The sequence below is a fragment of the Kitasatospora sp. NPDC056446 genome (assembly GCF_042796115.1).
In the GTDB taxonomy this organism is placed as follows: domain Bacteria; phylum Actinomycetota; class Actinomycetes; order Streptomycetales; family Streptomycetaceae; genus Kitasatospora.
The window spans coordinates 1-19,244 of sequence record NZ_JBHTRF010000037.1 but is presented as its reverse complement, the minus strand read 5'-3'; the positions used below and the strand labels follow the sequence as shown (position 1 = coordinate 19,244).

At 73.5% G+C, this 19,244-nt stretch carries 18 protein-coding genes and 1 pseudogene; 15 read left to right on the top strand and 4 right to left on the bottom strand.

Annotation, left to right across the window (positions count from 1 at the left end; all coding sequences use genetic code 11):
- Window positions 1-3: 3 nt before the first annotated feature.
- The 5 genes from pgsB to ACFQ6N_RS22865 all read left to right on the top strand — a co-directional run bounded on the left by pgsB (window position 4) and on the right by ACFQ6N_RS22865 (window position 5,866).
- A complete protein-coding gene (pgsB, locus tag ACFQ6N_RS22885) occupies window positions 4-1,428 on the top strand; it encodes a poly-gamma-glutamate synthase PgsB (protein WP_380651923.1) in 1,425 nt (474 codons plus the stop codon).
- Window positions 1,425-1,907: a poly-gamma-glutamate biosynthesis protein PgsC/CapC gene (locus tag ACFQ6N_RS22880; protein WP_380651920.1), complete on the top strand. Its 483-nt coding sequence runs from the start codon at window positions 1,425-1,427 to the stop codon at window positions 1,905-1,907. The genes pgsB and ACFQ6N_RS22880 overlap by 4 nt, the downstream gene beginning before the upstream one ends.
- Window positions 1,908-1,923: 16 nt before the next feature.
- The gene (locus tag ACFQ6N_RS22875; protein WP_380651917.1) at window positions 1,924-3,003 is read left to right on the top strand and encodes a C40 family peptidase; all 1,080 of its coding nucleotides are present in this window, start codon (window positions 1,924-1,926) and stop codon (window positions 3,001-3,003) included.
- A gap of 144 nt (window positions 3,004-3,147) precedes the next feature.
- Window positions 3,148-3,969 carry a purine-nucleoside phosphorylase gene (locus ACFQ6N_RS22870; RefSeq protein ID WP_380651914.1) on the top strand — a complete coding sequence of 274 codons (822 nt, stop codon included), beginning with the start codon at window positions 3,148-3,150 and terminating at the stop codon, window positions 3,967-3,969.
- Between the two features lie 178 nt (window positions 3,970-4,147).
- Window positions 4,148-5,866, top strand: coding sequence for a phospho-sugar mutase (locus ACFQ6N_RS22865; RefSeq protein ID WP_380651911.1), 1,719 nt, complete (start codon window positions 4,148-4,150; stop codon window positions 5,864-5,866).
- A 109-nt stretch (window positions 5,867-5,975) separates the two neighbouring features.
- Here ACFQ6N_RS22865 and ACFQ6N_RS22860 read toward each other — a convergent pair whose 3' ends face one another.
- Window positions 5,976-6,656 carry a PH domain-containing protein gene (locus ACFQ6N_RS22860; RefSeq protein ID WP_380651908.1) on the bottom strand — a complete coding sequence of 227 codons (681 nt, stop codon included), beginning with the start codon at window positions 6,654-6,656 and terminating at the stop codon, window positions 5,976-5,978.
- 106 nt (window positions 6,657-6,762) lie between these two features.
- Between ACFQ6N_RS22860 and deoC the strand changes: the two genes are divergently transcribed.
- From deoC to ACFQ6N_RS22840, 4 genes are all read left to right on the top strand, one after another.
- Window positions 6,763-7,749, top strand: a complete 987-nt coding sequence (gene deoC / locus ACFQ6N_RS22855) for a deoxyribose-phosphate aldolase (protein WP_380651905.1) — start codon at window positions 6,763-6,765, stop codon at window positions 7,747-7,749.
- A 5-nt stretch (window positions 7,750-7,754) separates the two neighbouring features.
- Window positions 7,755-9,251 (top strand): aldehyde dehydrogenase family protein, encoded by a 1,497-nt coding sequence (locus ACFQ6N_RS22850; RefSeq protein WP_380651902.1) that lies wholly within the window; start codon window positions 7,755-7,757, stop codon window positions 9,249-9,251.
- Window positions 9,244-10,146, top strand: coding sequence for an aldehyde dehydrogenase family protein (locus tag ACFQ6N_RS22845; protein ID WP_380651900.1), 903 nt, complete (start codon window positions 9,244-9,246; stop codon window positions 10,144-10,146). Before ACFQ6N_RS22850 ends, ACFQ6N_RS22845 begins: the two co-directional genes overlap by 8 nt.
- A 254-nt stretch (window positions 10,147-10,400) precedes the next feature.
- Window positions 10,401-11,039, top strand: coding sequence for an ATP-binding protein (locus ACFQ6N_RS22840; protein WP_380651897.1), 639 nt, complete (start codon window positions 10,401-10,403; stop codon window positions 11,037-11,039).
- A gap of 244 nt (window positions 11,040-11,283) precedes the next feature.
- Here the strand turns inward: ACFQ6N_RS22840 and ACFQ6N_RS22835 are convergent, their stop codons facing one another.
- Window positions 11,284-12,270 (bottom strand): SigE family RNA polymerase sigma factor, encoded by a 987-nt coding sequence (locus ACFQ6N_RS22835; RefSeq protein WP_380651894.1) that lies wholly within the window; start codon window positions 12,268-12,270, stop codon window positions 11,284-11,286.
- 270 nt (window positions 12,271-12,540) lie between these two features.
- Here ACFQ6N_RS22835 and ACFQ6N_RS22830 point away from each other — a divergent pair, with 270 nt between their 5' ends.
- The 4 genes from ACFQ6N_RS22830 to ACFQ6N_RS22815 all read left to right on the top strand — a co-directional run bounded on the left by ACFQ6N_RS22830 (window position 12,541) and on the right by ACFQ6N_RS22815 (window position 15,886).
- Window positions 12,541-13,218, top strand: a complete 678-nt coding sequence (locus tag ACFQ6N_RS22830; protein ID WP_049654100.1) for a response regulator transcription factor — start codon at window positions 12,541-12,543, stop codon at window positions 13,216-13,218.
- 60 nt (window positions 13,219-13,278) lie between these two features.
- A complete protein-coding gene (locus ACFQ6N_RS22825) occupies window positions 13,279-14,826 on the top strand; it encodes an ATP-binding protein (protein ID WP_380651891.1) in 1,548 nt (515 codons plus the stop codon).
- Window positions 14,823-15,173, top strand: a complete 351-nt coding sequence (locus ACFQ6N_RS22820; RefSeq protein WP_380651887.1) for a hypothetical protein — start codon at window positions 14,823-14,825, stop codon at window positions 15,171-15,173. The genes ACFQ6N_RS22825 and ACFQ6N_RS22820 overlap by 4 nt, the downstream gene beginning before the upstream one ends.
- 107 nt (window positions 15,174-15,280) lie before the next feature.
- Entirely contained in the window at window positions 15,281-15,886 is a 606-nt protein-coding gene (locus ACFQ6N_RS22815; protein WP_380651884.1) for a VanZ family protein, read from the top strand.
- On the opposite strand, the pseudogene ACFQ6N_RS22810 reads toward ACFQ6N_RS22815, so the two are convergent.
- Window positions 15,856-16,529, bottom strand: a pseudogene (locus ACFQ6N_RS22810) (PhzF family phenazine biosynthesis protein). The gene ACFQ6N_RS22815 and the pseudogene ACFQ6N_RS22810 sit on opposite strands and share 31 nt — an antisense overlap.
- A 145-nt stretch (window positions 16,530-16,674) precedes the next feature.
- Between ACFQ6N_RS22810 and ACFQ6N_RS22805 the strand changes: the two are divergent.
- A complete protein-coding gene (locus tag ACFQ6N_RS22805) occupies window positions 16,675-17,151 on the top strand; it encodes a hypothetical protein (protein WP_380651881.1) in 477 nt (158 codons plus the stop codon).
- 97 nt (window positions 17,152-17,248) lie between these two features.
- On the opposite strand, the gene ACFQ6N_RS22800 is transcribed toward ACFQ6N_RS22805, so the two are convergent.
- On the bottom strand, window positions 17,249-18,619 hold the full coding sequence (locus ACFQ6N_RS22800; RefSeq protein WP_380651878.1) for a hypothetical protein: 1,371 nt from the start codon (window positions 18,617-18,619) through the stop codon (window positions 17,249-17,251).
- Between the two features lie 373 nt (window positions 18,620-18,992).
- Here ACFQ6N_RS22800 and ACFQ6N_RS22795 point away from each other — a divergent pair, with 373 nt between their 5' ends.
- Complete coding sequence (locus tag ACFQ6N_RS22795) at window positions 18,993-19,178, top strand: PspC domain-containing protein (protein WP_030241583.1); 186 nt, start codon at window positions 18,993-18,995, stop codon at window positions 19,176-19,178.
- Window positions 19,179-19,244: the final 66 nt, after the last annotated feature.

The following is a 19,244-nucleotide window of genomic DNA, read 5'->3' as shown; positions in this document are numbered from 1 at the left end:
CCGTTGCTCTTCCTCTACGTCGTGCTGCTGGTGTGCTGCGCCGTGCTGCTGGTGGCCGGCATCATCGAGCAGCGCCGGCACTTCACCGCACTGGAGCAGATCCCGACCCGCGTGCTGGTCAACGGCATCCGCGGCAAGAGCTCGATCACCCGGCTGTGCGCGGGCGCGCTGCGCGGCGGCGGGCTGGTGACGGTCGCCAAGACCACCGGCACCGCGGCCCGGTTCATCCACCCGGACGCCACCGAGGAGCCGGTCTACCGCAAGTTCGGCATCGCCAACGTGGTGGAGCAGATCGGCATCGTCCGCCGTGCCGCCACCTACCGGCCGGACGCCCTGGTGATCGAGTGCATGGCCGTCATGCCGGCCCTCCAGGAGGTCAACCAGACCAAGCTGATCCGCTCCACCATCGGCGTGCTGTGCAACGTCCGCGAGGACCACCTGGCCGAGATGGGCCCGACCCTGGACGACGTCGCCCGCTCGCTGTCGCGCTCGATGCCGGTCGGCGGGGTGTGCGTCACCGCCGAGCAGGACCGCGTGGACATCCTGCGCGAGGAGGCGGCCAGGCGGGACTGCCGGCTGATCGTGGTCGACCCGGAGTCGGTCACCGACGAGGAACTGCGCGGGTTCGGCTGGTTCACCTTCAAGGAGAACGTGGCGATCGCCCTCGCCGTCGCCGAACTCCTCGGCGTGGAGCGGCGGACCGCCCTGCTGGGCATGTGGGCCGCCCCGCCGGACCCGGGCGTGCTGTCGGTCGAGCGCTACCGCACCGCGGACGGCAAGCGGCTGCGCTTCGCCAACGTCTTCGCCGCCAACGACCCCGAGTCCACGCTGATGAACGTCCGCCAGCTGGAGGACCTCGGCGCGATCCACCGCCCGCTCAGCGTGGTGGTCAACTGCCGCCCGGACCGGGTCGAACGCAACGGCCAGATGGGCCAGATCGTCCCCGACCTCGACCCGGAGACGGTCTTCCTGATCGGCCACCCCACCAGGAGCGCCCGCGACGGCATCCCGGCCGACTGGTCGGGCCGCGTGGTCGACCTCGGCGGCGACAAGCGCGACCCGGCCCGGCTCACCGCCGAGCTGCTGGCCGAACTGGGGCCCGACTCCTCGCTGGTGGCCGTCGGCAACATCCACGGCCAGGGCGAGCTGTTCCTGGAGGAGCTGGCCCGGCTCGACGCCGACGAGGGCCCGGACGCGCCGGGGGTACCGGAGTACGCGTACCACGAGCCCGAACCGCTCTACCCGGAGCCGTACGCCGACCCCGCGCCCTACGCCGACCCCGAGCCGTACACCGGCCCCGAACCGTACGCCGATCCGTACGCCCCCCGGGACCCGTACGCCGACCCCGCCCACCACCCCGGACCGGTCCCCGACCCCTGGTACCGCCCCGACCACCGCACCGCCGCCCCCTACGGAGACCAGCAGTGATCCCCACCGATCTCACCCCCGAGATCGCCGCCATCGGCATCGCCCTCGGCCTGGTCTTCTCCCTGGTCTGCTACCTGACCACCAACCTCTCCCCCGGCGGCATGATCACCCCCGGCTGGCTGGCCCTCACCCTGGTCGAGGACCTCCGGCGGGTGGCCATCGTGATCGGCGTGACGGCGCTGACCTACCTCGCCACCCGGGTGGTCCAGAAGCTGGTGATCCTCTACGGCAAGCGGCTGTTCGCCGCCGTGGTGCTGACCGGCGTGCTGCTCCAGGCCACCGTGATGCTGGTCCTGCAGCGCGAGCTGCCGACCCTGTACGCGAACCAGACGCTGGGCTTCATCGTCCCCGGCCTGATCGCCTACCAGCTGGTCCGCCAGCCCCGGGCGGCCACCCTGATGGCCACCAGCACGGTGACGCTCGCCAACTACGTCGTCCTCACCGCCGGGGTCCTGCTCGGCGCCCTGCCCGGCACCTGATCCCGACGGGAACCCCATGCCAGTCACCCGCAACTCCCTGCTCAGCGGCGGCCTCGCCGTCACCCTGCTGGCCGCCGGCGGCTACCTCACCGTCCAGTTGCGGGACCGCGACCGGCAGCCGGCGGCCGGCAGCGGCGCGCCGCTGATCACCGCCCCCGCGCCGGGGCCGGCCGACACCGCCTCGCCCGACCGCTACCGCTACGAACGGCTGACCGGCCCGGACCGCACGGTGGTCCGCGACACCCGCGGCGGCGTGGCCGCCACCCTGACCGACGGCGCCCGCACCGCCGTGCTGGCCGGCCCCAGCCGCACCTTCGCCGAGCCGGGCACCACCACCGCCACCGTGGTGACCGACACCTGGGTGCGGCTGATGCCGCAGCCGTGGAAGCCGGGCGCCGAGCAGGAGGGCTGGTTCCGCACCTGGTTCCAGCAGTCGCTCGGCTCCACCGCCGACGACGTCCTGGCAGCGGCCGCCCAGTACGTCGCCGGGGCACCGGCCGAGAAGGACGCCAAGGGCGTGCGCTTCAAGGGCGACGCCTCCTTCGGCCCGCTCAACCCGAAGGGCTCGCCCGGCAACGACGAACGGCTGGAGCAGACCGACTTCTTCGACTACCTCGGCGTGCCCTACACGTTCGCCGACAAGGTGACCCGGCAGCCCGACAAGACCCGCTACGGCGCCTTCGACTGCTCGGGCTACGTCCGGATGGTGTACGGCTACCGCTCCGGCTACCCGCTGCTCTCCAAGGACGCGGCCGGCCCCGGGCTGCCGCGCACCGCGAACGGCCTGGCCCGGGTCGGCCCCGGCGTCCCGGTCATCCCGCTGACCACCGCCCCCGGCTCGGACACCACGCTGCGCCCGGCCTCGATCGACCCGCTGCAACCCGGTGACCTGGTGTTCTTCGAGATCGACGCCCGCACCGGCGCCCGGCTCGACCACACCGGCATCTACCTGGGGCTGGACACCGACGGCCATCCCCGGTACATCTCCAGCCGGGAGGAGGCGGACGGCCCGACCTTCGGCGACAAGGGCGGCACGGCGCGGCTCGACGACAACGGCATGTACGCCAAGGGGCTGCGCAGCGCGAAGCGGCTGTGAGCGGCGGACGCGACTGTGGGAAGCCACGGACCCGTCACCCGGAAAGCGCCATCGAGCTGTGTTTTCGGGTCAACCGGGTAACGATCCGGCATGGCGCGACGGATTTTCTACGCGCGTAGTCGATTCCCGTCTATCCTCGGACCCGTGAACGCAACTCCTCAGTCGGTCCTCTCCGCCGACCCCTACGCCGCCGCCCAGGCCGCCGCCGAGCGCCTGCGCGAGCTGACCGGTGCCGAGCGCCACGACGTCGCCCTGGTGATGGGCTCCGGCTGGGTGCCGGCCGCCGAGGCCCTGGGCGAGACCGTGGCCGAGTTCCCGGTCACCGAGCTCCCGGGCTTCCCCGCCCCCGCCGTCGCCGGCCACGCCGGCACGATCCGCTCCGTGAAGATCGGCGACAAGCGCGCCCTGATCTTCCTCGGCCGCAACCACTACTACGAGGGCCACGGCGTGGCCACCGTCGTCCACGGCGTGCGCACCGCCGCCGCGGCCGGCTGCGGCATCATCGTGCTGACCAACGGCTGTGGCGGCCTGCGCCAGGGCTGGACCCCCGGCCAGCCGGTCCTGATCAGCGACCACATCAACCTGACCGCGGACTCCCCGATCGTCGGCGCCAACTTCGTCGACCTCACCGACCTCTACTCCAAGCGCCTGCGCGCGCTCTGCCGCGAGGTCGACCCGTCCCTGGACGAGGCCGTCTACGTCCAGTTCCGCGGCCCGCACTACGAGACCCCGGCCGAGGTCAACATGGCCCGGGTGATCGGCGGCGAGCTGGTCGGCATGTCCACCACCCTGGAGGCCATCGCCGCCCGTGAGGCCGGCGCCGAGGTGCTCGGCATCTCCCTGGTCACCAACCTGGCCGCCGGCATGACCGGCGAGCCGCTCAACCACGCAGAGGTGCTGGAGGCCGGCAAGGCCTCCGCCGAGCGGATGGGCGAGCTCCTGGCGAAGGTCCTTGAGCGGATCTGACGCCCGTCGGGCGCAGAATCATGAGTGACGGGGCCCACGGGGCGGCGTGATCCGCTGATCACACCGTCCCGCGGGCCCCGTCCGCATGTGCACCCCTTCCTTTTCCTTGCGGAACCCCGGCCGACCGGCAGACCCTCCGGCCGACACACCGACGCACTTCCCGATGGAGCTGGCAGCCATGACGCAGGCACCCACCACCGACCTCCTCGCCCGGGCCCGGACCTGGCTGGCCGAGGACCCCGACCCGCAGACCCGCGAGGAGCTCGCCGCCCTGCTCGCCCTGGCCGAGGGCCCGGACGCCGAGTCGGACAGCAAGACCGCCTGGTCGGAGCTGGCCGAGCGGTTCTCCGACCGCCTCCAGTTCGGCACCGCCGGCCTGCGCGGCGAACTCGGCGCCGGCCCGATGCGGATGAACCGCGCCGTGGTGATCCGGGCCGCCGCCGGCCTGGTCGCGTACGTCAAGCGGCAGGGCCTCGGCGACCTGGTCGTCATCGGCTACGACGCCCGCCACAAGTCGTACGACTTCGCCCGCGACACCGCCGCCGTGGTGGTCGGCGCCGGCCTGCGCGCCGCGCTGCTGCCGCGCCCGCTGCCCACCCCGGTGCTCGCCTTCGCCGTCCGCCACCTGGGCGCCGCCGCCGGCGTCACCGTCACGGCCAGCCACAACCCGCCGCAGGACAACGGCTACAAGGTCTACCTGGGCGACGGCTCGCAGATCGTCCCGCCGGCCGACGCCGGGATCGCCGCCGAGATCGACGCCATCGGCTCGCTGGACGACGTCCCGCGCGCCGAGGAGGGCTGGGAGGTGCTCGGCGAGGACGTGATCGAGGCGTACCTGGCCCGCGCCGTGTCCATCATGGACCCGCACAGCCCGCGCGACCTGGACGTCGTCTACACCCCGATGCACGGCGTCGGCCGCGACACCCTGGTCGCCGCCTTCCGCCGGGCCGGCTTCCCCGCGCCCACCGTCGTCGCCGAGCAGGCCGAGCCCGACCCGGACTTCCCGACCGTGGCGTTCCCCAACCCGGAGGAGCCGGGGGCGATGGACCTCGCCTTCCGCACCGCCGCCTCGGTCGGCCCGGACATCGTGATCGCCAACGACCCGGACGCCGACCGCTGCGCGGTGGCCGTCCCGGTCAACGGCAACGCGGCCGGCAGCGGCAACGGCACCTCCGGCTGGCGGATGCTGCGCGGCGACGAGGTCGGCGCGCTGCTGGGCTCGGCACTGGTCGCCAAGAAGGCCGAGGGCACCTTCGCCACCACCATCGTCTCCGCCACCCTGCTCGGCCGGATCGCCGAGGCGGCGGGCCTGGGCTACGCCGAGACGCTGACCGGCTTCAAGTGGATCTCCCGCGCCGAGGACCTGCGCTACGGCTACGAGGAGGCGCTCGGCTACTGCGTCGACCCGCAGGGCGTCCGGGACAAGGACGGCGTCACCGCCGCCCTGCTGGTCGCCGAGCTGGCCGCCACCCTCAAGAAGTCCGGCCGCACCCTGTCGGACCTGCTGGACGACCTGGCGCTGGAGCACGGCCTGCACGCCACCGACCAGCTCTCCGTCCGGGTCCAGGACCTCTCGCTGATCGCCGACGCCATGCGCCGGCTGCGCGAGCGGCCCCCGACCGTCCTGGCCGGCCTGAAGGTCACCCGCGCCGACGACCTCGCGGCCGGCTCGGCCGAGCTGCCGCCCACCGACGGCCTGCGCTACTACCTGGCCGGCGAGGCCGTCCGCTCGGCCCGGATCGTGGTCCGCCCCTCCGGCACCGAGCCCAAGCTCAAGTGCTACCTGGAGGTCGTCCTCCCGGTCGCCACCGCCGCCGACCTCGCCGCCACCCGGGCCCGCGCCGCCGACCTGCTGGCCGCCGTCAAGCAGGACCTGGCCGCGGCCGCCGGCATCTGACGCACCGCGAAGGGGCCCGCCGGTCACCGGCGGGCCCCTTCGCGTACGGGCGGGTGGAGAGGGACGGACCGGGCACCCGCGACGGGCTCCCGGGGTACGGGCGGCGGCCTCAGGCCGCGATGACGGCGACCAGCGCGGCCAGGCCGACCAGGGTCGGGGCGATCACCCACCAGCACCAGCGCACCTCGACCGGCCCGACCGCCCCGGGGCGGCCGGCGTTGCGCTCGGCCATCTCCTGGAGGACATCGGTGACCTGATCGGACCAGGCGCGGGTCGGGTCGGACGAGCCCTCGACGACCGGGTTGGTGCGGGCCGCGAGGCCCAGCCCGAGCCCGGTCCGGGAGGCGTGCTCGGCGTTGCCGCGGCTGCGGGCGCGGTTCGCCCGCTTGCGCTGGCGCAGCGACACCGGGACGGCCCACACCTGGTACTTCTTGCCGCCCGCGAGCAGTTCGACCGAGTACCCGGCGCGCAGCGCCTCCACCGAGGCCCACGGCGCGACGACGGTCCGCCACGGGTTGCGCACCACCAGCCGGGCGGCGGAGGCCCGCACCACCGGGCGCAGCGTGTAGGCGATCACGGGGAAGGCGAACACCGGCACCGCCGCGAGCGCGACGTACGGGGTCTTCCCGGAGCCGGTCACCGCCGCGTCGCCGATCAGCCAGGCGGCGACGGCGAGCAGGAGCACGCCGGAGATGACACCGGGGACGGAGCGGTACACGCGGTCCGCGTACTCGGGGTCCCCGTCGGGGGCGGCCGGGCCCGGGTGGGGCTTGCCGTCGGAATCGGTCATGGCGTCGATTCTGCCCCATGCCTTTCACCCTGAGGTCTCGGTCCGGCCACGAAAGGCCGCCGCTCTGGCGGACGACTACGCGCGTAGATATGCTGGTCTGGTGACTATGTCCACTGTTGCAGCCAATGCCCTCGGCGTTGCGGGCAGCGGCCTTCAGGACGTTGCGGCGTCCGAGGCCTCGCTCCGCCGCTTTCTGCACGGCCTGCCCGGCGTCGACCAGGTCGGCCTGGAGGCGCGTGCCGCCACCCTCGGTACCCGCTCGATCAAGACCACGGCGAAGGCCTATGCCATCGACCTGGCGATCTCGATGATCGACCTGACCACGCTGGAGGGCGCGGACACGGTCGGCAAGGTGCGCGCGCTGTGCACCAAGGGCAGGAACCCCGACCCGACCGACCCGACCGCCCCCCGCGTCGCCGCCATCTGTGTCTACCCGGACATGGTCGCCACCGCGAAGGACGCCCTGAAGGGCACCGACATCCAGGTCGCCTCGGTGGCCACCGCCTTCCCGGCCGGCCGCGCCGCCCTCCCGGTCAAGCTCGCCGACACCGCCGACGCGGTGGCCGCGGGCGCCGACGAGATCGACATGGTGATCGACCGCGGCGCCTTCCTGTCCGGCCGCTACCTCGACGTCTTCAACGAGATCGTCGCCGTCAAGGAGGCGTGCAAGCGCCCCGACAGCAGCTCCGCCCACCTCAAGGTGATCTTCGAGACCGGCGAGCTGCAGACCTACGACAACGTCCGCCGGGTCTCCTGGCTGGCGATGCTGGCCGGCGCCGACTTCATCAAGACCTCCACCGGCAAGGTCACCGTCAACGCGACCCCGCCGGTCACCCTGCTGATGCTGGAGGCGGTCCGCGACTTCCGCGCGGCCACCGGCGTCCAGATCGGCGTGAAGCCGGCCGGTGGCATCAAGACCACCAAGGACGCCATGAAGTACCTGGTGATGGTCAACGAGACCCTCGGCGACGACTGGCTGTCCCCGCACTGGTTCCGCTTCGGCGCCTCCAGCCTGCTCAACGACCTGCTGATGCAGCGCCAGAAGCTGGCCACCGGCCGCTACTCCGGCCCCGACTACGTGACGGTGGACTGATCACCATGGCCAAGAAGAAGAACATCGAGGAGCCCGCGGCCAAGCCCGCCGGAGGCCTCTTCACGTACGCCCCGGCCCCCGAGTCCCCCGCCGCCGCGGGCGACATCGCCGGCTCCTACGGCCACTTCATCGGCGGCGAGTTCGTCGACTCCTCCGGCAGCGAGTCCCTGAAGACGGTCAACCCGGCCACCGAGCAGGTGCTCGCCGAGGTCGCCCAGGGCACCGACGAGGACGTCGACCGCGCGGTCGCCGCCGCCCGCAAGGCCTTCGCCGACTGGTCGGCACTGCCCGGCAGCGAGCGCGCCAAGTACCTGTTCCGGATCGCCCGGATCATCCAGGAGCGCGGCCGCGAACTGGCCGTGCTGGAGTCGATCGACAACGGCAAGCCGATCCGCGAGACCCGCGACTTCGACATCCCGACCGTCGCCGCGTGGTTCTTCTACTACGCCGGCTGGGCGGACAAGCTGGACTACGCGGGCTTCGGCGCCAACCCGCGCCCGCTCGGCGTGGCCGGCCAGGTCATCCCGTGGAACTTCCCGCTGATGATGCTGGCCTGGAAGATCGCGCCCGCGCTGGCGACCGGGAACACCGTCGTCCTGAAGCCGGCCGAGACCACCCCGCTGACCGCGCTGCGCTTCGCCGAGATCTGCCGCCAGGCCGGTCTGCCGAAGGGCGTCGTCAACATCGTCACCGGCGACGGCCGCACCGGCGCCGCGCTGACCGCGCACCCGGACGTCAACAAGGTCGCCTTCACCGGCTCCACCCCGGTCGGCCGGTCGATCGCCAGGCAGCTGGCCGGCACCCGCAAGAAGCTGTCGCTGGAGCTGGGCGGCAAGGCCGCCAACATCGTCTTCGACGACGCCCCGATCGACCAGGCCGTCGAGGGCATCGTCAACGGCATCTTCTTCAACCAGGGCCACGTCTGCTGCGCGGGCTCGCGCCTGCTCGTCCAGGAGTCCGTCCACGACGAGCTGCTGGACGCCCTGAAGCGCCGGATGGGCACCCTGCGGGTCGGCGACCCGCTGGACAAGAACACCGACATCGGCGCCATCAACTCGGCCGCGCAGCTGGCCCGGATCACCGAGCTGACCGACGCCGGCGAGGCCGAGGGCGCTGACCGCTGGTCCCCGGAGTGCGAACTGCCCGGCACCGGCTTCTGGTTCAGGCCGACCCTGTTCACCGGCGTCAGCCAGGCCCACCGGATCGCCCAGGAGGAGATCTTCGGCCCGGTGCTGTCCGTGCTGACCTTCCGCACCCCGGAGGAGGCGGTCGCGAAGGCCAACAACACCCCCTTCGGCCTCTCCGCCGGCATCTGGACGGAGAAGGGCTCGCGCATCCTCTGGACCGCGAACCGGCTCAAGGCCGGCGTGGTCTGGGCCAACACCTTCAACAAGTTCGACCCGACCTCGCCGTTCGGCGGCTACAAGGAGTCGGGTTACGGCCGCGAGGGTGGCCGCCACGGTCTGGAGCCCTACCTGAATGTCGAGGCCCGAGATGTCTGATGTCGCCACGCGTCTTGACGTCCTCAAGACCTACAAGCTGTACGTCGGCGGGAAGTTCCCGCGCTCCGAGAGCGGACGGGTGTACGAGGTGACCGACTCGAAGGGCGAGTGGCTCGCCAACGCCCCGCTGGGCACCCGCAAGGACGCCCGGGACGCCGTCCTGGCCGCCCGCGCGGCGGTCAAGGGCTGGGCCGGCACCACCGCGTACAACCGCGGCCAGGTGCTGTACCGGGTGGCCGAGATGCTGCAGGGCCGGCGCGAGCAGTTCGCCGCCGAGGTGTCGCTCTCCGAGGGCATCGGCCCGAAGAAGGCCGCCGCGCTGGTCGACGCGGCGATCGACCGCTGGGTCTGGTACGCGGGCTGGACCGACAAGGTCGCCCAGATCGCGGGCGGCGCCAACCCCGTCGCCGGCCCGTACTTCAACCTGTCGACCCCGGAGCCGACCGGCGTGGTCGGGATCGTCGCCCCGCAGGCCGGCTACGGGCACTCGCTGCTCGGCCTGGTCTCGGTGATCGCCCCGGCGATCGCCACCGGCAACACCGTCGTGGTCGCCGCGGCCGCGGACGCCCCGCTGCCCGCGCTGTCCCTGGGCGAGGTGCTCGCCACCTCGGACGTCCCCGGCGGCGTGGTCAACATCCTCTCGGGCCGGACCGCCGACATCGCCCCCACCCTGGCCTCGCACCAGGACGTCAACGCGCTCGACCTCACCGGGGCGATCGCCGAGGACGGTCCCGGCGCGCCGCAGGCGCTGGAAGCCGCCGCCGCGGATACCCTGAAGAGGGTGGTCCGTCCGGAGCTGGACCCGTTCGCCCAGGACTGGACCAATGCTCCCGGTACGGACCGGCTACTCTCGTTCCTGGAGACGAAGACGGTCTGGCACCCGATGGGTATCTGACCGCCCCGCCTCCGGGCACAACCCCACAAGCTGGCCGTCCCCAGTGCCCTCACCCCCCCCCAGGGCCCGGACGGTCATTGGACGGACCCGCGCCTCTCCCCCCTGGCGCGGGTCCGTCGCGTTCCGCCCCTCCCCGTCCCGCCGCTTCCCCTCGCCGTCTCCGTCGCCGCCGCGCGGCCCCGGCGGAAAGTCCGCGAGAAGGTCCGGTCCGACCGGTTTCGGCAACGGGCCCGGATGCGTCAGACTGGTGTCCCGTGAGTGACTCCCCCATGAACCCCGAACCGACCGGGCATGCCCGGGTGATCCTGCTCTCCGGACCCTCCGGGTCGGGGAAGTCCTCACTCGCCGAGCGCAGCGGCCTGCCGGTGCTCCAGCTCGACGACTTCTACAAGGACGGGGACGACCCCACCCTGCCGCGGCTGCCGGACGGCGCCGTCGACTGGGACTCCCCGCTCTCCTGGCACCGCGACCAGGCCGTCGCCGCCATCCGCGCCCTGCACGAGCACGGCCGCACGGACGTCCCGGTGTACTCGATCCCGGACAACGGCAGGGTCGACACCCGCCCGCTGGACCTGGGCGGCGCCGTCGCGTTCATCGCGGAGGGCATCTTCGCCGCCGAGATCACCGCCGAGTGCGCCGCCGAGGGAGTGCTGGGCGACGCCCTGTGCCTGCGCAACGGCGCGCTCACCACGGCCTGGCGCCGGCTGCGCCGGGACGTCCGGGAGGGCCGCAAGTCGCTGCCGGTGCTGCTGCGCCGGGGGCTGCGGCTGATGCGGGCCGAGCGGTCCATCGTCGGACGGCAGGTGGCGCTCGGCTCGTACGCGTGCGCCGGGCCGGAGGCCGAGCGGCGGATCCGCGCGACGGCCCGACCGACGGAGCTCTCCGCGGTCTGAGGCCGGTCGCCCGGCCGCGAGGGCCCGGGCCCGGACGGCGGCACGAGTGCGCGGCAGAACGAACGGACGGCAGAACGAGCGGACAGCAGAACGACGGGCCCGGTGCGTCTCCCCCGCACCGGGCCCGTCGCCTTCCCGAACGATCCTCGGCTCCCCCACGGGCACGCTCCCCCGAGCCGCTGCCCCCGGACCGTGGCCGTCCGCTTCCCGTCCCCCGACGGGAGTCCTTCGCCCGCCCGCCGCGCTACGCGACCAGCTCGCCGAACGCCCGGGCGGTGTCGCCCGACTTGTTCAGGTGCTCGTCCTCGCGCAGCCGGCGCAGGGCGCGCCAGATGCTGCTCTTGACCGTGCCGACGCTGATCCCCAGCACGCCGGCGATCTCCGGGTCGGTCTTGCCCTCGTAGTACCGCAGCACCAGCATGGTCCGCTGGTTCTCCGGCAGCTTCGCCAGCGCCTGCCAGAGCACGGCGCGCAGCTCGGTGCCGCCCATCGCGTCGGTGTCGCCGGCCGTCTCCGGCAGCTCCTCGGTCGGGTACTCGTTGACCTTGCGGCGCCGCCAGGCGGAGATGTGCAGGTTGGTCATGGTGCGGCGGAGGTAGCCCCCGACCGCGGCCTTGTCGGTGATCCGGCCCCAAGCCCGGTAGGTGCTGAAGAGCGCGCTCTGCAGCAGGTCCTCGGCCTCGTAGCGGTCACCGGTCAGGTGGTAGGCCGTGGCGTACAGGGAGGCGCGGCGCTCGCGAACGTACGCGGTGAACTCCGTGATGTGGTCCTCCGCGACGGCCGAGTGCTCCCCCTGCGCGCCTCCCTGCCCGGCCTCGGTGGTGCGGGCCGCGGCGGGGTTCAGCCGCAGCAGCGTCGCACCGGCGGCCTCGCGACCGGACGGCTCCCCCGAGCCGAACGTCCGCAGACCGCTGTTCCCCCCGGTGCCCCGGCTCCCCGCCGGGGTGTCCTTGCCCTCGACGCGGACGGGGAGGATCCCCCGCAGCGTGAGGGTGGTGCCGGAGTCGGCCGAACTCCCCAGCCGGCCGATCCCGTACAGCTCCCCGCTCCTGGCGCCGCCGCTCACCCGGCGGGCCACAGGGTTTCCACCGGTGCTGTGCGCGCACCCCCGCACGGTCACGGCACCGGAGCTCTCGTCGGTCCTGACCTCGTACCTGGTCCGGTGGGTGGTCGCTGACGAACGCGCGGTCCGGACAGCCGGGTTGGTCCGGGTCTGAAGCGTGGCGTTCATCGTGCGCCCCCTGGGTCGGTACGAGCGGTTCCGGTAGCCGCCCTCCAGCCGGCCTCTGCGGCCCGCTGTCCTGCGGCGACATGGAAAATCCTGCCCGCCGGTTGTGATGGCGCTGTCCCCCGACTGTCACAGGGGTGTCACAGGCGGGGGGCTTTCGTCCCGGTCCGCCTCCCTCCGTACCGGACGCCGGTGGCGGTCCTTCCGGTTCCCGTACGGCAGGTGAGCGATCCGGGGGGTGATTCGGGGCTGCGGGTGGGCCAAAATGGGGCCGTGCCTTTCCTCCTACTGATCGAGGACGACGACGCCATCCGGACCGGCCTCGAACTCGCTCTCACCCGCCAGGGCCACCGCGTGGCCACCGCCGCCTCCGGCGAGGACGGTCTGAGGCTCTTCAAGGAGCAGCGGCCCGACCTGATCGTCCTGGACGTGATGCTGCCCGGCATCGACGGCTTCGAGGTGTGCCGCCGGATCCGCCGCACCGACCAGCTGCCGATCATCCTGCTGACCGCCCGCTCGGACGACATCGACGTGGTGGTCGGCCTGGAGTCCGGCGCGGACGACTACGTCGTGAAACCGGTGCAGCCGCGGGTCCTCGACGCCCGGATCCGGGCGGTGCTGCGCCGGGGCGAACGGGAGAGTTCGGACTCCTCCGCCTACGGCACCGTGGTGATCGACCGGGCCGCGATGACCGTCACCAAGGACGGACTCGACCTCCAGCTCACCCCGACCGAGCTGCGGCTGCTGCTGGAACTCAGCCGCCGCCCCGGGCAGGCGCTCTCCCGCCAGCAGCTGCTGCGGCTGGTCTGGGAGCACGACTACCTCGGCGACTCGCGGCTGGTGGACGCCTGCGTGCAGCGGCTGCGGGCCAAGGTCGAGGACGTGCCGTCCGCGCCGACACTGATCCGCACCGTGCGCGGGGTGGGCTACCGGCTGGACCCGCCGGCCTGACCCGCCGGCCCGGCCCCGGGCCCTTCCGAATCCTGAACTCCCGCACCACGACAGGCTCCTGTGACTGACCATCAGACGACTGCCCGGCGCTTCCCGGCGATCCGGTGGCGTTCCCTGCGCTCCCTGCGGGTGCGGCTGATCGCGGTGTTCGCCGCGGTCGCGCTGCTCGCCGCGGTCTCCGCCTCCGGCATCGCGTACTGGCTGAACCGCGACGCGGTGCTCAAGCGCGCCCAGGACACCGCGCTGAACGACTTCCGGGTCTCGCTCAGCCGCAACGTCTCCGAGCTGCCGCTGAACGCCAGCTGCCCGGAGCTCGCCACGCTGGCGTCCAACGTGGCCAGCTCCGGCCTGAGTTACGACGTGGTCGTGGTCGACCCGGCGCACCCGGAGTGCCCCGCGGCCTCCTCCGACCCCGCGCGCTACACACTGGCCGACGTCCCCGCCGCGCTGCAGTCCACCGTCGCCAAGCCGCGCGAGGTCACCGAGAACAACCCGTACCCGTACCACCTGTACTGGCAGCGGCAGAACCTGGAGGGCCGGCCGTTCCTGATCGGCGGCACCAAGGTGGTGCCGAACGGCCCGACGGCGTACATGTTCAAGTCGCTGGAGAACGAGCGGGCCGACCTCAACACCCTGGGCTGGTCGCTGGCCATCGCCACCCTGCTGGCGCTGATCGGCTCGGCGCTGCTCGCCCAGGCCGCCTCGGCCACCGTGCTGCGGCCGGTCAAGCGGCTCGGCGAGGCGGCCCGACGGCTCGGCCAGGGGCACCTGGACACCCGGCTCGAAGTCGAGGGCTCGGACGAACTCGCCGACCTGGCGAGGACGTTCAACCGGGCCGCGGAGTCGCTGCACGAGCAGGTCGAGGAGCTGAGCGCGCGCGAGGCGCAGAGCCGGCGGTTCGTCGCCGACATGTCGCACGAACTGCGCACCCCGCTGACCGCGATGACCGCCGTCACCGACATCCTGGAGGACGAGGCCGAGTCGCTGGACCCGATGATCGAGCCGGCCGTACGGCTCGTGGTCAGCGAGACCCGGCGGCTGTCGGACCTGGTGGAGAACCTGATGGAGGTGACCCGCTTCGACGCCGGCACGGCCAGGCTGGTCGCCGACGAGGTGGACATCGCCGACCTGATCATGTCCTGCATCGACGGGCGGGCCTGGTACGACGCGGTCGAGCTGGACGCCCCGCGCGGCATCCTGGCCGTGGTCGACCCGCGCCGGCTCGACGTGGTCTTCGCCAACCTGATCGGCAACGCGCTCAAGCACGGCGGCTCGCCGGTACGGGTCCGGGTCCGGCAGACCGAGGGCTCGGTCGTGGTCGAGGTCTCCGACAGCGGCCCGGGCATCCCGGAGGACGTGCTGCCGCACGTCTTCGACCGCTTCTACAAGGCGGACCGGGGACGGGCCCGCTCCGAGGGCAGCGGCCTGGGCCTGTCGATCGCGATGGCCAACGCACAGATACACGGGGGGACGATCACGGCGGCGAACGGGGAGGTCGGCGCGGTGTTCACCCTGACACTGCCGGTGGCCCCACCGCCTCCGCCGTCCGCGGGCGAGGCCCTGGGCGGCCCCGCCGGCGACGCCGCACAGGACAAGGACGCCACGTGACCGCCCCCACCCCCACCGCCCCGCGCCGCACCACCCCGCGCCGCACCTCGCTTCGCCGCACCGCCGGCGTGCTGCTCCTGCTCGCGCTGGGATCCGGCTGCGGCATCCGGCCGACCGCCGTGCCGGTCGACGCCGGCGCCCCGGCCAGCCGGACGGCCTGCCCGACCACCCAGCACATACCGACCGCGCTGGTCACCCCGCCCGGCCCCGCGCCGTCCGTGACCACGGCCCGCGGCGCCGCCAAGGGCACCGCGAGCCCGAGCCCGTCGCCCACCCCGGTGGCGCCGGGCAGCCCGCCGCCGGACAACGTGTTCAGCGCGGTGCCGACGGCCGCCCCGTGCCGTTAGGCCTCTCATTCGGGTCCAGCCGGGCAGCGGGGAGGGCCGGGGGCGCGTCCTGGAATGTTCACGCCCGGCGTGGAACCGTCGCGCCACCGGCTCACGTCCTTCCCCCCGTGCAGCGAGATGGCACCAGGACACGCGACGAGCGTCCCGGCGCGCGGACCGAGAACGGGCCGGCGCCGGCCGTCCACCGTCCCCTCCGACAGAGCGGCCTGGCAGGCCTGGCCTGCCACCTCACACTCGTCCTCTGGCTGGTACTGAGACCGCTGCCGGTGGCCTGGGTGTACGACGCCAACCTGACCCCGCTGGCCTCGCTCCGCTCCTCCACCGCCTGGCAGGTCGTCGGCGAGCTGCTGCTGCTGGCCCCGCTCGGCGTCCTCCTGCCACTGGCCGGCGGACGCCTCCGGGCCCCCTGGCTGCCGTCCTTCCTGCGCACCACCGGCGCCTCCGCGCTGCTGGCGACCGGGCTGGAGTTCCTCTCCTCCTGGACCCCCGGGCACGTCCTCAACGTCGACCACATCCTGTTCGCCGTGATCGGCGTGGCCGCCACCCACCTCGCCCTCGTCCCCGGCCTGCGGCACCTGCTGCGGGACCGGCGGCCGCGGGCGCCCCGGGTGGCCGTCCTGGCCGCACCGCCGGTGACCGCCGTCACCCAGGTCGCGGCCGTCGCCGCCCCCCGGCCGCGCGCCTACGCGGAGCCGACGCCGCCCGTCCGCTGAGCCGGCCCCCGCACCACCCGGCCGCCGACCTCCACCAGCCCGCCCGGACGGGGCCCGGCCAGCAGCTGCGAGCCCCGGCCCTGGGTGACGGTCAGCTCCGGCCCAGCCGGGCGGCCAGCAGCAGGGCGGCCGCGCCGGTCGCCTCGTCCTCGTCGATCCCGTCACCCCGCCCCGGGAAGGCCCGGGCCCGGACGGTGCCCGCCGCCTCGTCCTGCCAGGCCCAGGCGTAGACCCACTCCCCCGGCGGCGGCACCTCCAGCGCCTCCACCTCGGCCGCCGAACCGTACTGCCGCAGCGTCCGCGGCGGGGCCCACTCCGGGCGGGCCTCGATCCGGGTCAGCCCGCCCTCGCGCCGTACGCCCACCACCCCGGCGGCCGTGACCAGCCGGTCCACCCCGAGCAGCCAGGCGACGCCCACGCACGGGTGCCCGGCGAAGGGCAGGCGCAGCGACGGGGCGTAGATGTCGATCTCCCCGCGCTCCGGGTCGTCGACGAACACGGTCTCGCTGAAGCCGAGCCCGCGCGCGATCCGCTGCCGGTCCGCACGCTCCGGCACGGCGGCGCCGTCGCGCACGACGCCGAGTTCGTTCCCGTACCGCCCGTCGGGCCCGCAGAAGACCCTCAACACCTCATGTCCGGTCATTTCCCACCTCGTCAATTGCCGTTCCGGCGAGGCGCAACGACACCGTGATGAAAAGGCGACGACGGATGTCAGCCGCCTCCAGTACTGTGCGCTCTCGTCCCCGAACGGTTCAGCCGTTTTCTTCTTCCTCCCACAGGAACCCCCCTTGAACAATCTCGACTTCAGCGCCGAACCGCTGTTCTCCTGGTACGTCGTCCTGCTGGCGCTCAGCGGCCTCATCATGGTGGTCCTCGGGGCCGTCGCCGGCGGCCTGAAGGTCGGCATGCGGATCCTCAACATCGTGGCCGGCCTCGCCTTCCTGGGGTACGGCTACTACCTGGCGTTCGTCTTCGAGGGCGGCAGCTACCGGATCTTCTTCCAGGCGTTCATCCTGCCGGTCGCGATGATCGCCTCCTCGGTGAAGGCGCTCGTCGAGCGCGGCAACGCCAAGCAGCAGCCGGCCCCGCAGGCCGCCGCGTTCGACCCCAACGCCCCGCAGGCGGGCGCGCCCGTCGCGCCGCAGGCCGCCGCGCCGTACCAGCCGGGTGTCCCGCCGCAGCCGGTGGCGGACAACCCGTACGCGCAGCCCGCGCCGGCGGCCCAGCCCGGTCAGCCGCAGCCGCCGCAGCACCCGGCGGGCTGATCGCGCCGTACCGCCGTACGAACGCCGGAAGGCCCGGCCGTCCCCACTCAAAGCAGCGGGGCGGCCGGGCCTTCCGGCGTTGTCCGGGGTCCCCGGGTCAGCGTCCGGCGCGGCCCTGGGCGGCGTTGCGGCGCCGCGCCACGACCACCGTGCCGATGCCGAGGGCGATCGCGACCGCCCCGGTGATCGCCATCGGCTCCGCGCCGGAGCCGCCGCCGGTGGAGGCCAGCCGGGTGTCCGGGACGGCCGGGGCCGCGGCGGCGACCACCTGGGAGCCGACCGCCGCCGGGCTCGGCGCGGCGGCCGTGGTCTCGGCGACCGGGACGACCGGGGCCGTGGACGGCTGCGGCACGGTCGGCACCGTGGTGGCCGAGGGCGTGGGGGACGGCGTGGCGGTGGATCCGCCCGCGGCCTCGACCGTGAAGCCGGCCTTCGGGCTGGACGCCTCGGCCGCGCTCTCACCGCTGCCGGGCAGGGTGCCGGCCAACGCCACCAGGGACCCGGTACGGGCCTGGGCGTCCTTGGTGAAGGACAGCCGGACGTCGATGGTGCGGCTCTCGCCCTTCGCCAGGGTGATCACGTCGGAGTTCTTGTCGCCGGACCGCAGGTCCATGTAGAGCCAGCCCGGGTGCTCGGAGTTTCCGCCCGGACCGCCCGGCAGCCACTTCCCGCCCGGCCCCTGGAACTCGAACGTGACCGTCTCGAAGGGGAGTTCGGTCTCCACCTGGAACACGACCGCCGGTATGACCCGCAGGTCCTTGCCGCTGCTGTTGGTGAAGACCAGCTTGAACGGCTTCGGCTCGCCGCCCGCCGTGAAGACGGCGGGCGCCCCGTCGATCCTGACCCCGGCCGTGGCGGCGGGGGTGGGCGCCGGGGTGGTCGGAGCGACCGCCGGGGTGATGACCAGGTCCGGGTATCCGCTCATCGCCTGGGAGACGCGCTGCTCCGGCGGCAGGCCCGGGTCGGAGACGTTGGTGTTGAAGCCCGGCGTCACCCGGCCGGCCGGGGCCTCGGCGGTGACGGTGAGCCGCAGCCGGTAGACCAGCTCGGCGCCCGGCGCCAGGTGCGGCGCGGCGGGCGGGGCGACCTCCCAGAGGCCGCCGGTGTTCGCGGTGTTCGCCTTGGCGTCCTGCCACTGGGTGGCGCCGGGCAGCTGGTACTCCAGCTTGAACTGGCCCTGCTTGGTGCCCGTCCCGGTGTCCCCGATGACGAAGGTGGAGGACAGGACGTCCAGCGGGTGGTCGGCGGCGTTCTTGAGCGTCGCCGTGAACTCCACCGGCGCGCTGCCCGCCTTGACGGTACCGGGCAGGCCGCCGAAGGTGACGGTGGCCGGCGCCGACTGGGCACCCTGGGCGACCGTGACGGAACCCGGAGCGGCGAAGGCCGCCGGGGCCGCCGTGACGGCCAGGCCGGAGGCGAGCGTGACAGCCGCGGCGGCGGCCAGGAACCTGCGATGCCTGATGCGCAATTCAACCTCACGAGAGAATTCGGACAGAACCCAACAGAACGTGAAATCGCTTGCGTGAGAGACCAATTCATGGCGAATGAATGCCGGTGTTCCGCCCCCCGACCAACAGCGACGTCGGCATCATACCGAGCGCTTTCCGCGCCTCCGCGCCGGGTGGTACCGGCCTCCGTACCGGACGGCAATGACCAAAGTCCTCAGGGTCACCCTGAGGGCGACCCCGACGTCCGGCTACACCTCGCCGGTGACTCGGCGGGGTGGTGAATCACCTGCCGGGCGGAGGTCATCGGGCCGGCGGCGGCGGAGTATGGAGATATGCCCGCCGGACCGGCCGGACCGGGCCGCCGCCGTGCGGACCAGATCAGGGGAGTACACCATGAGCGCGCGTCTTGCCCGCCCTCGCCACAACCGCGTCATCGCCGGCGTCTGCGCCGGGATCGCCGACCGCTTCGGCCTGACCCCGTGGACGGTCCGGCTGATCTTCCTGCTCTCCTGTCTGCTGCCCGGCCCGCAGTTCCTGCTGTACCTCGCGCTCTGGGTGCTGCTCCCCCAGGAGCCGTGAGCGGTCGGCGCCGCGAGCGGTCGGCGCGCACGGCGACGGGCCGCCCTCCCCGGGATCACCGGGGGC

Excerpts from the sequence above, each read along its gene's own strand:
- ACFQ6N_RS22875 (WP_380651917.1), top strand. The coding sequence starts at position 1,924 with ATGCCAGTCACCCGCAACTCCCTGCTCAGCGGCGGCCTCGCCGTCACC.
- ACFQ6N_RS22865 (WP_380651911.1), top strand. The coding sequence starts at position 4,148 with ATGACGCAGGCACCCACCACCGACCTCCTCGCCCGGGCCCGGACCTGG.
- ACFQ6N_RS22860 (WP_380651908.1), bottom strand. The coding sequence starts at position 6,656 with ATGACCGATTCCGACGGCAAGCCCCACCCGGGCCCGGCCGCCCCCGAC.
- deoC (WP_380651905.1), top strand. The coding sequence starts at position 6,763 with ATGTCCACTGTTGCAGCCAATGCCCTCGGCGTTGCGGGCAGCGGCCTT.
- ACFQ6N_RS22850 (WP_380651902.1), top strand. The coding sequence starts at position 7,755 with ATGGCCAAGAAGAAGAACATCGAGGAGCCCGCGGCCAAGCCCGCCGGA.
- ACFQ6N_RS22845 (WP_380651900.1), top strand. The coding sequence starts at position 9,244 with ATGTCTGATGTCGCCACGCGTCTTGACGTCCTCAAGACCTACAAGCTG.
- ACFQ6N_RS22835 (WP_380651894.1), bottom strand. The coding sequence starts at position 12,270 with ATGAACGCCACGCTTCAGACCCGGACCAACCCGGCTGTCCGGACCGCG.
- ACFQ6N_RS22795 (WP_030241583.1), top strand. The coding sequence starts at position 18,993 with ATGAGCGCGCGTCTTGCCCGCCCTCGCCACAACCGCGTCATCGCCGGC.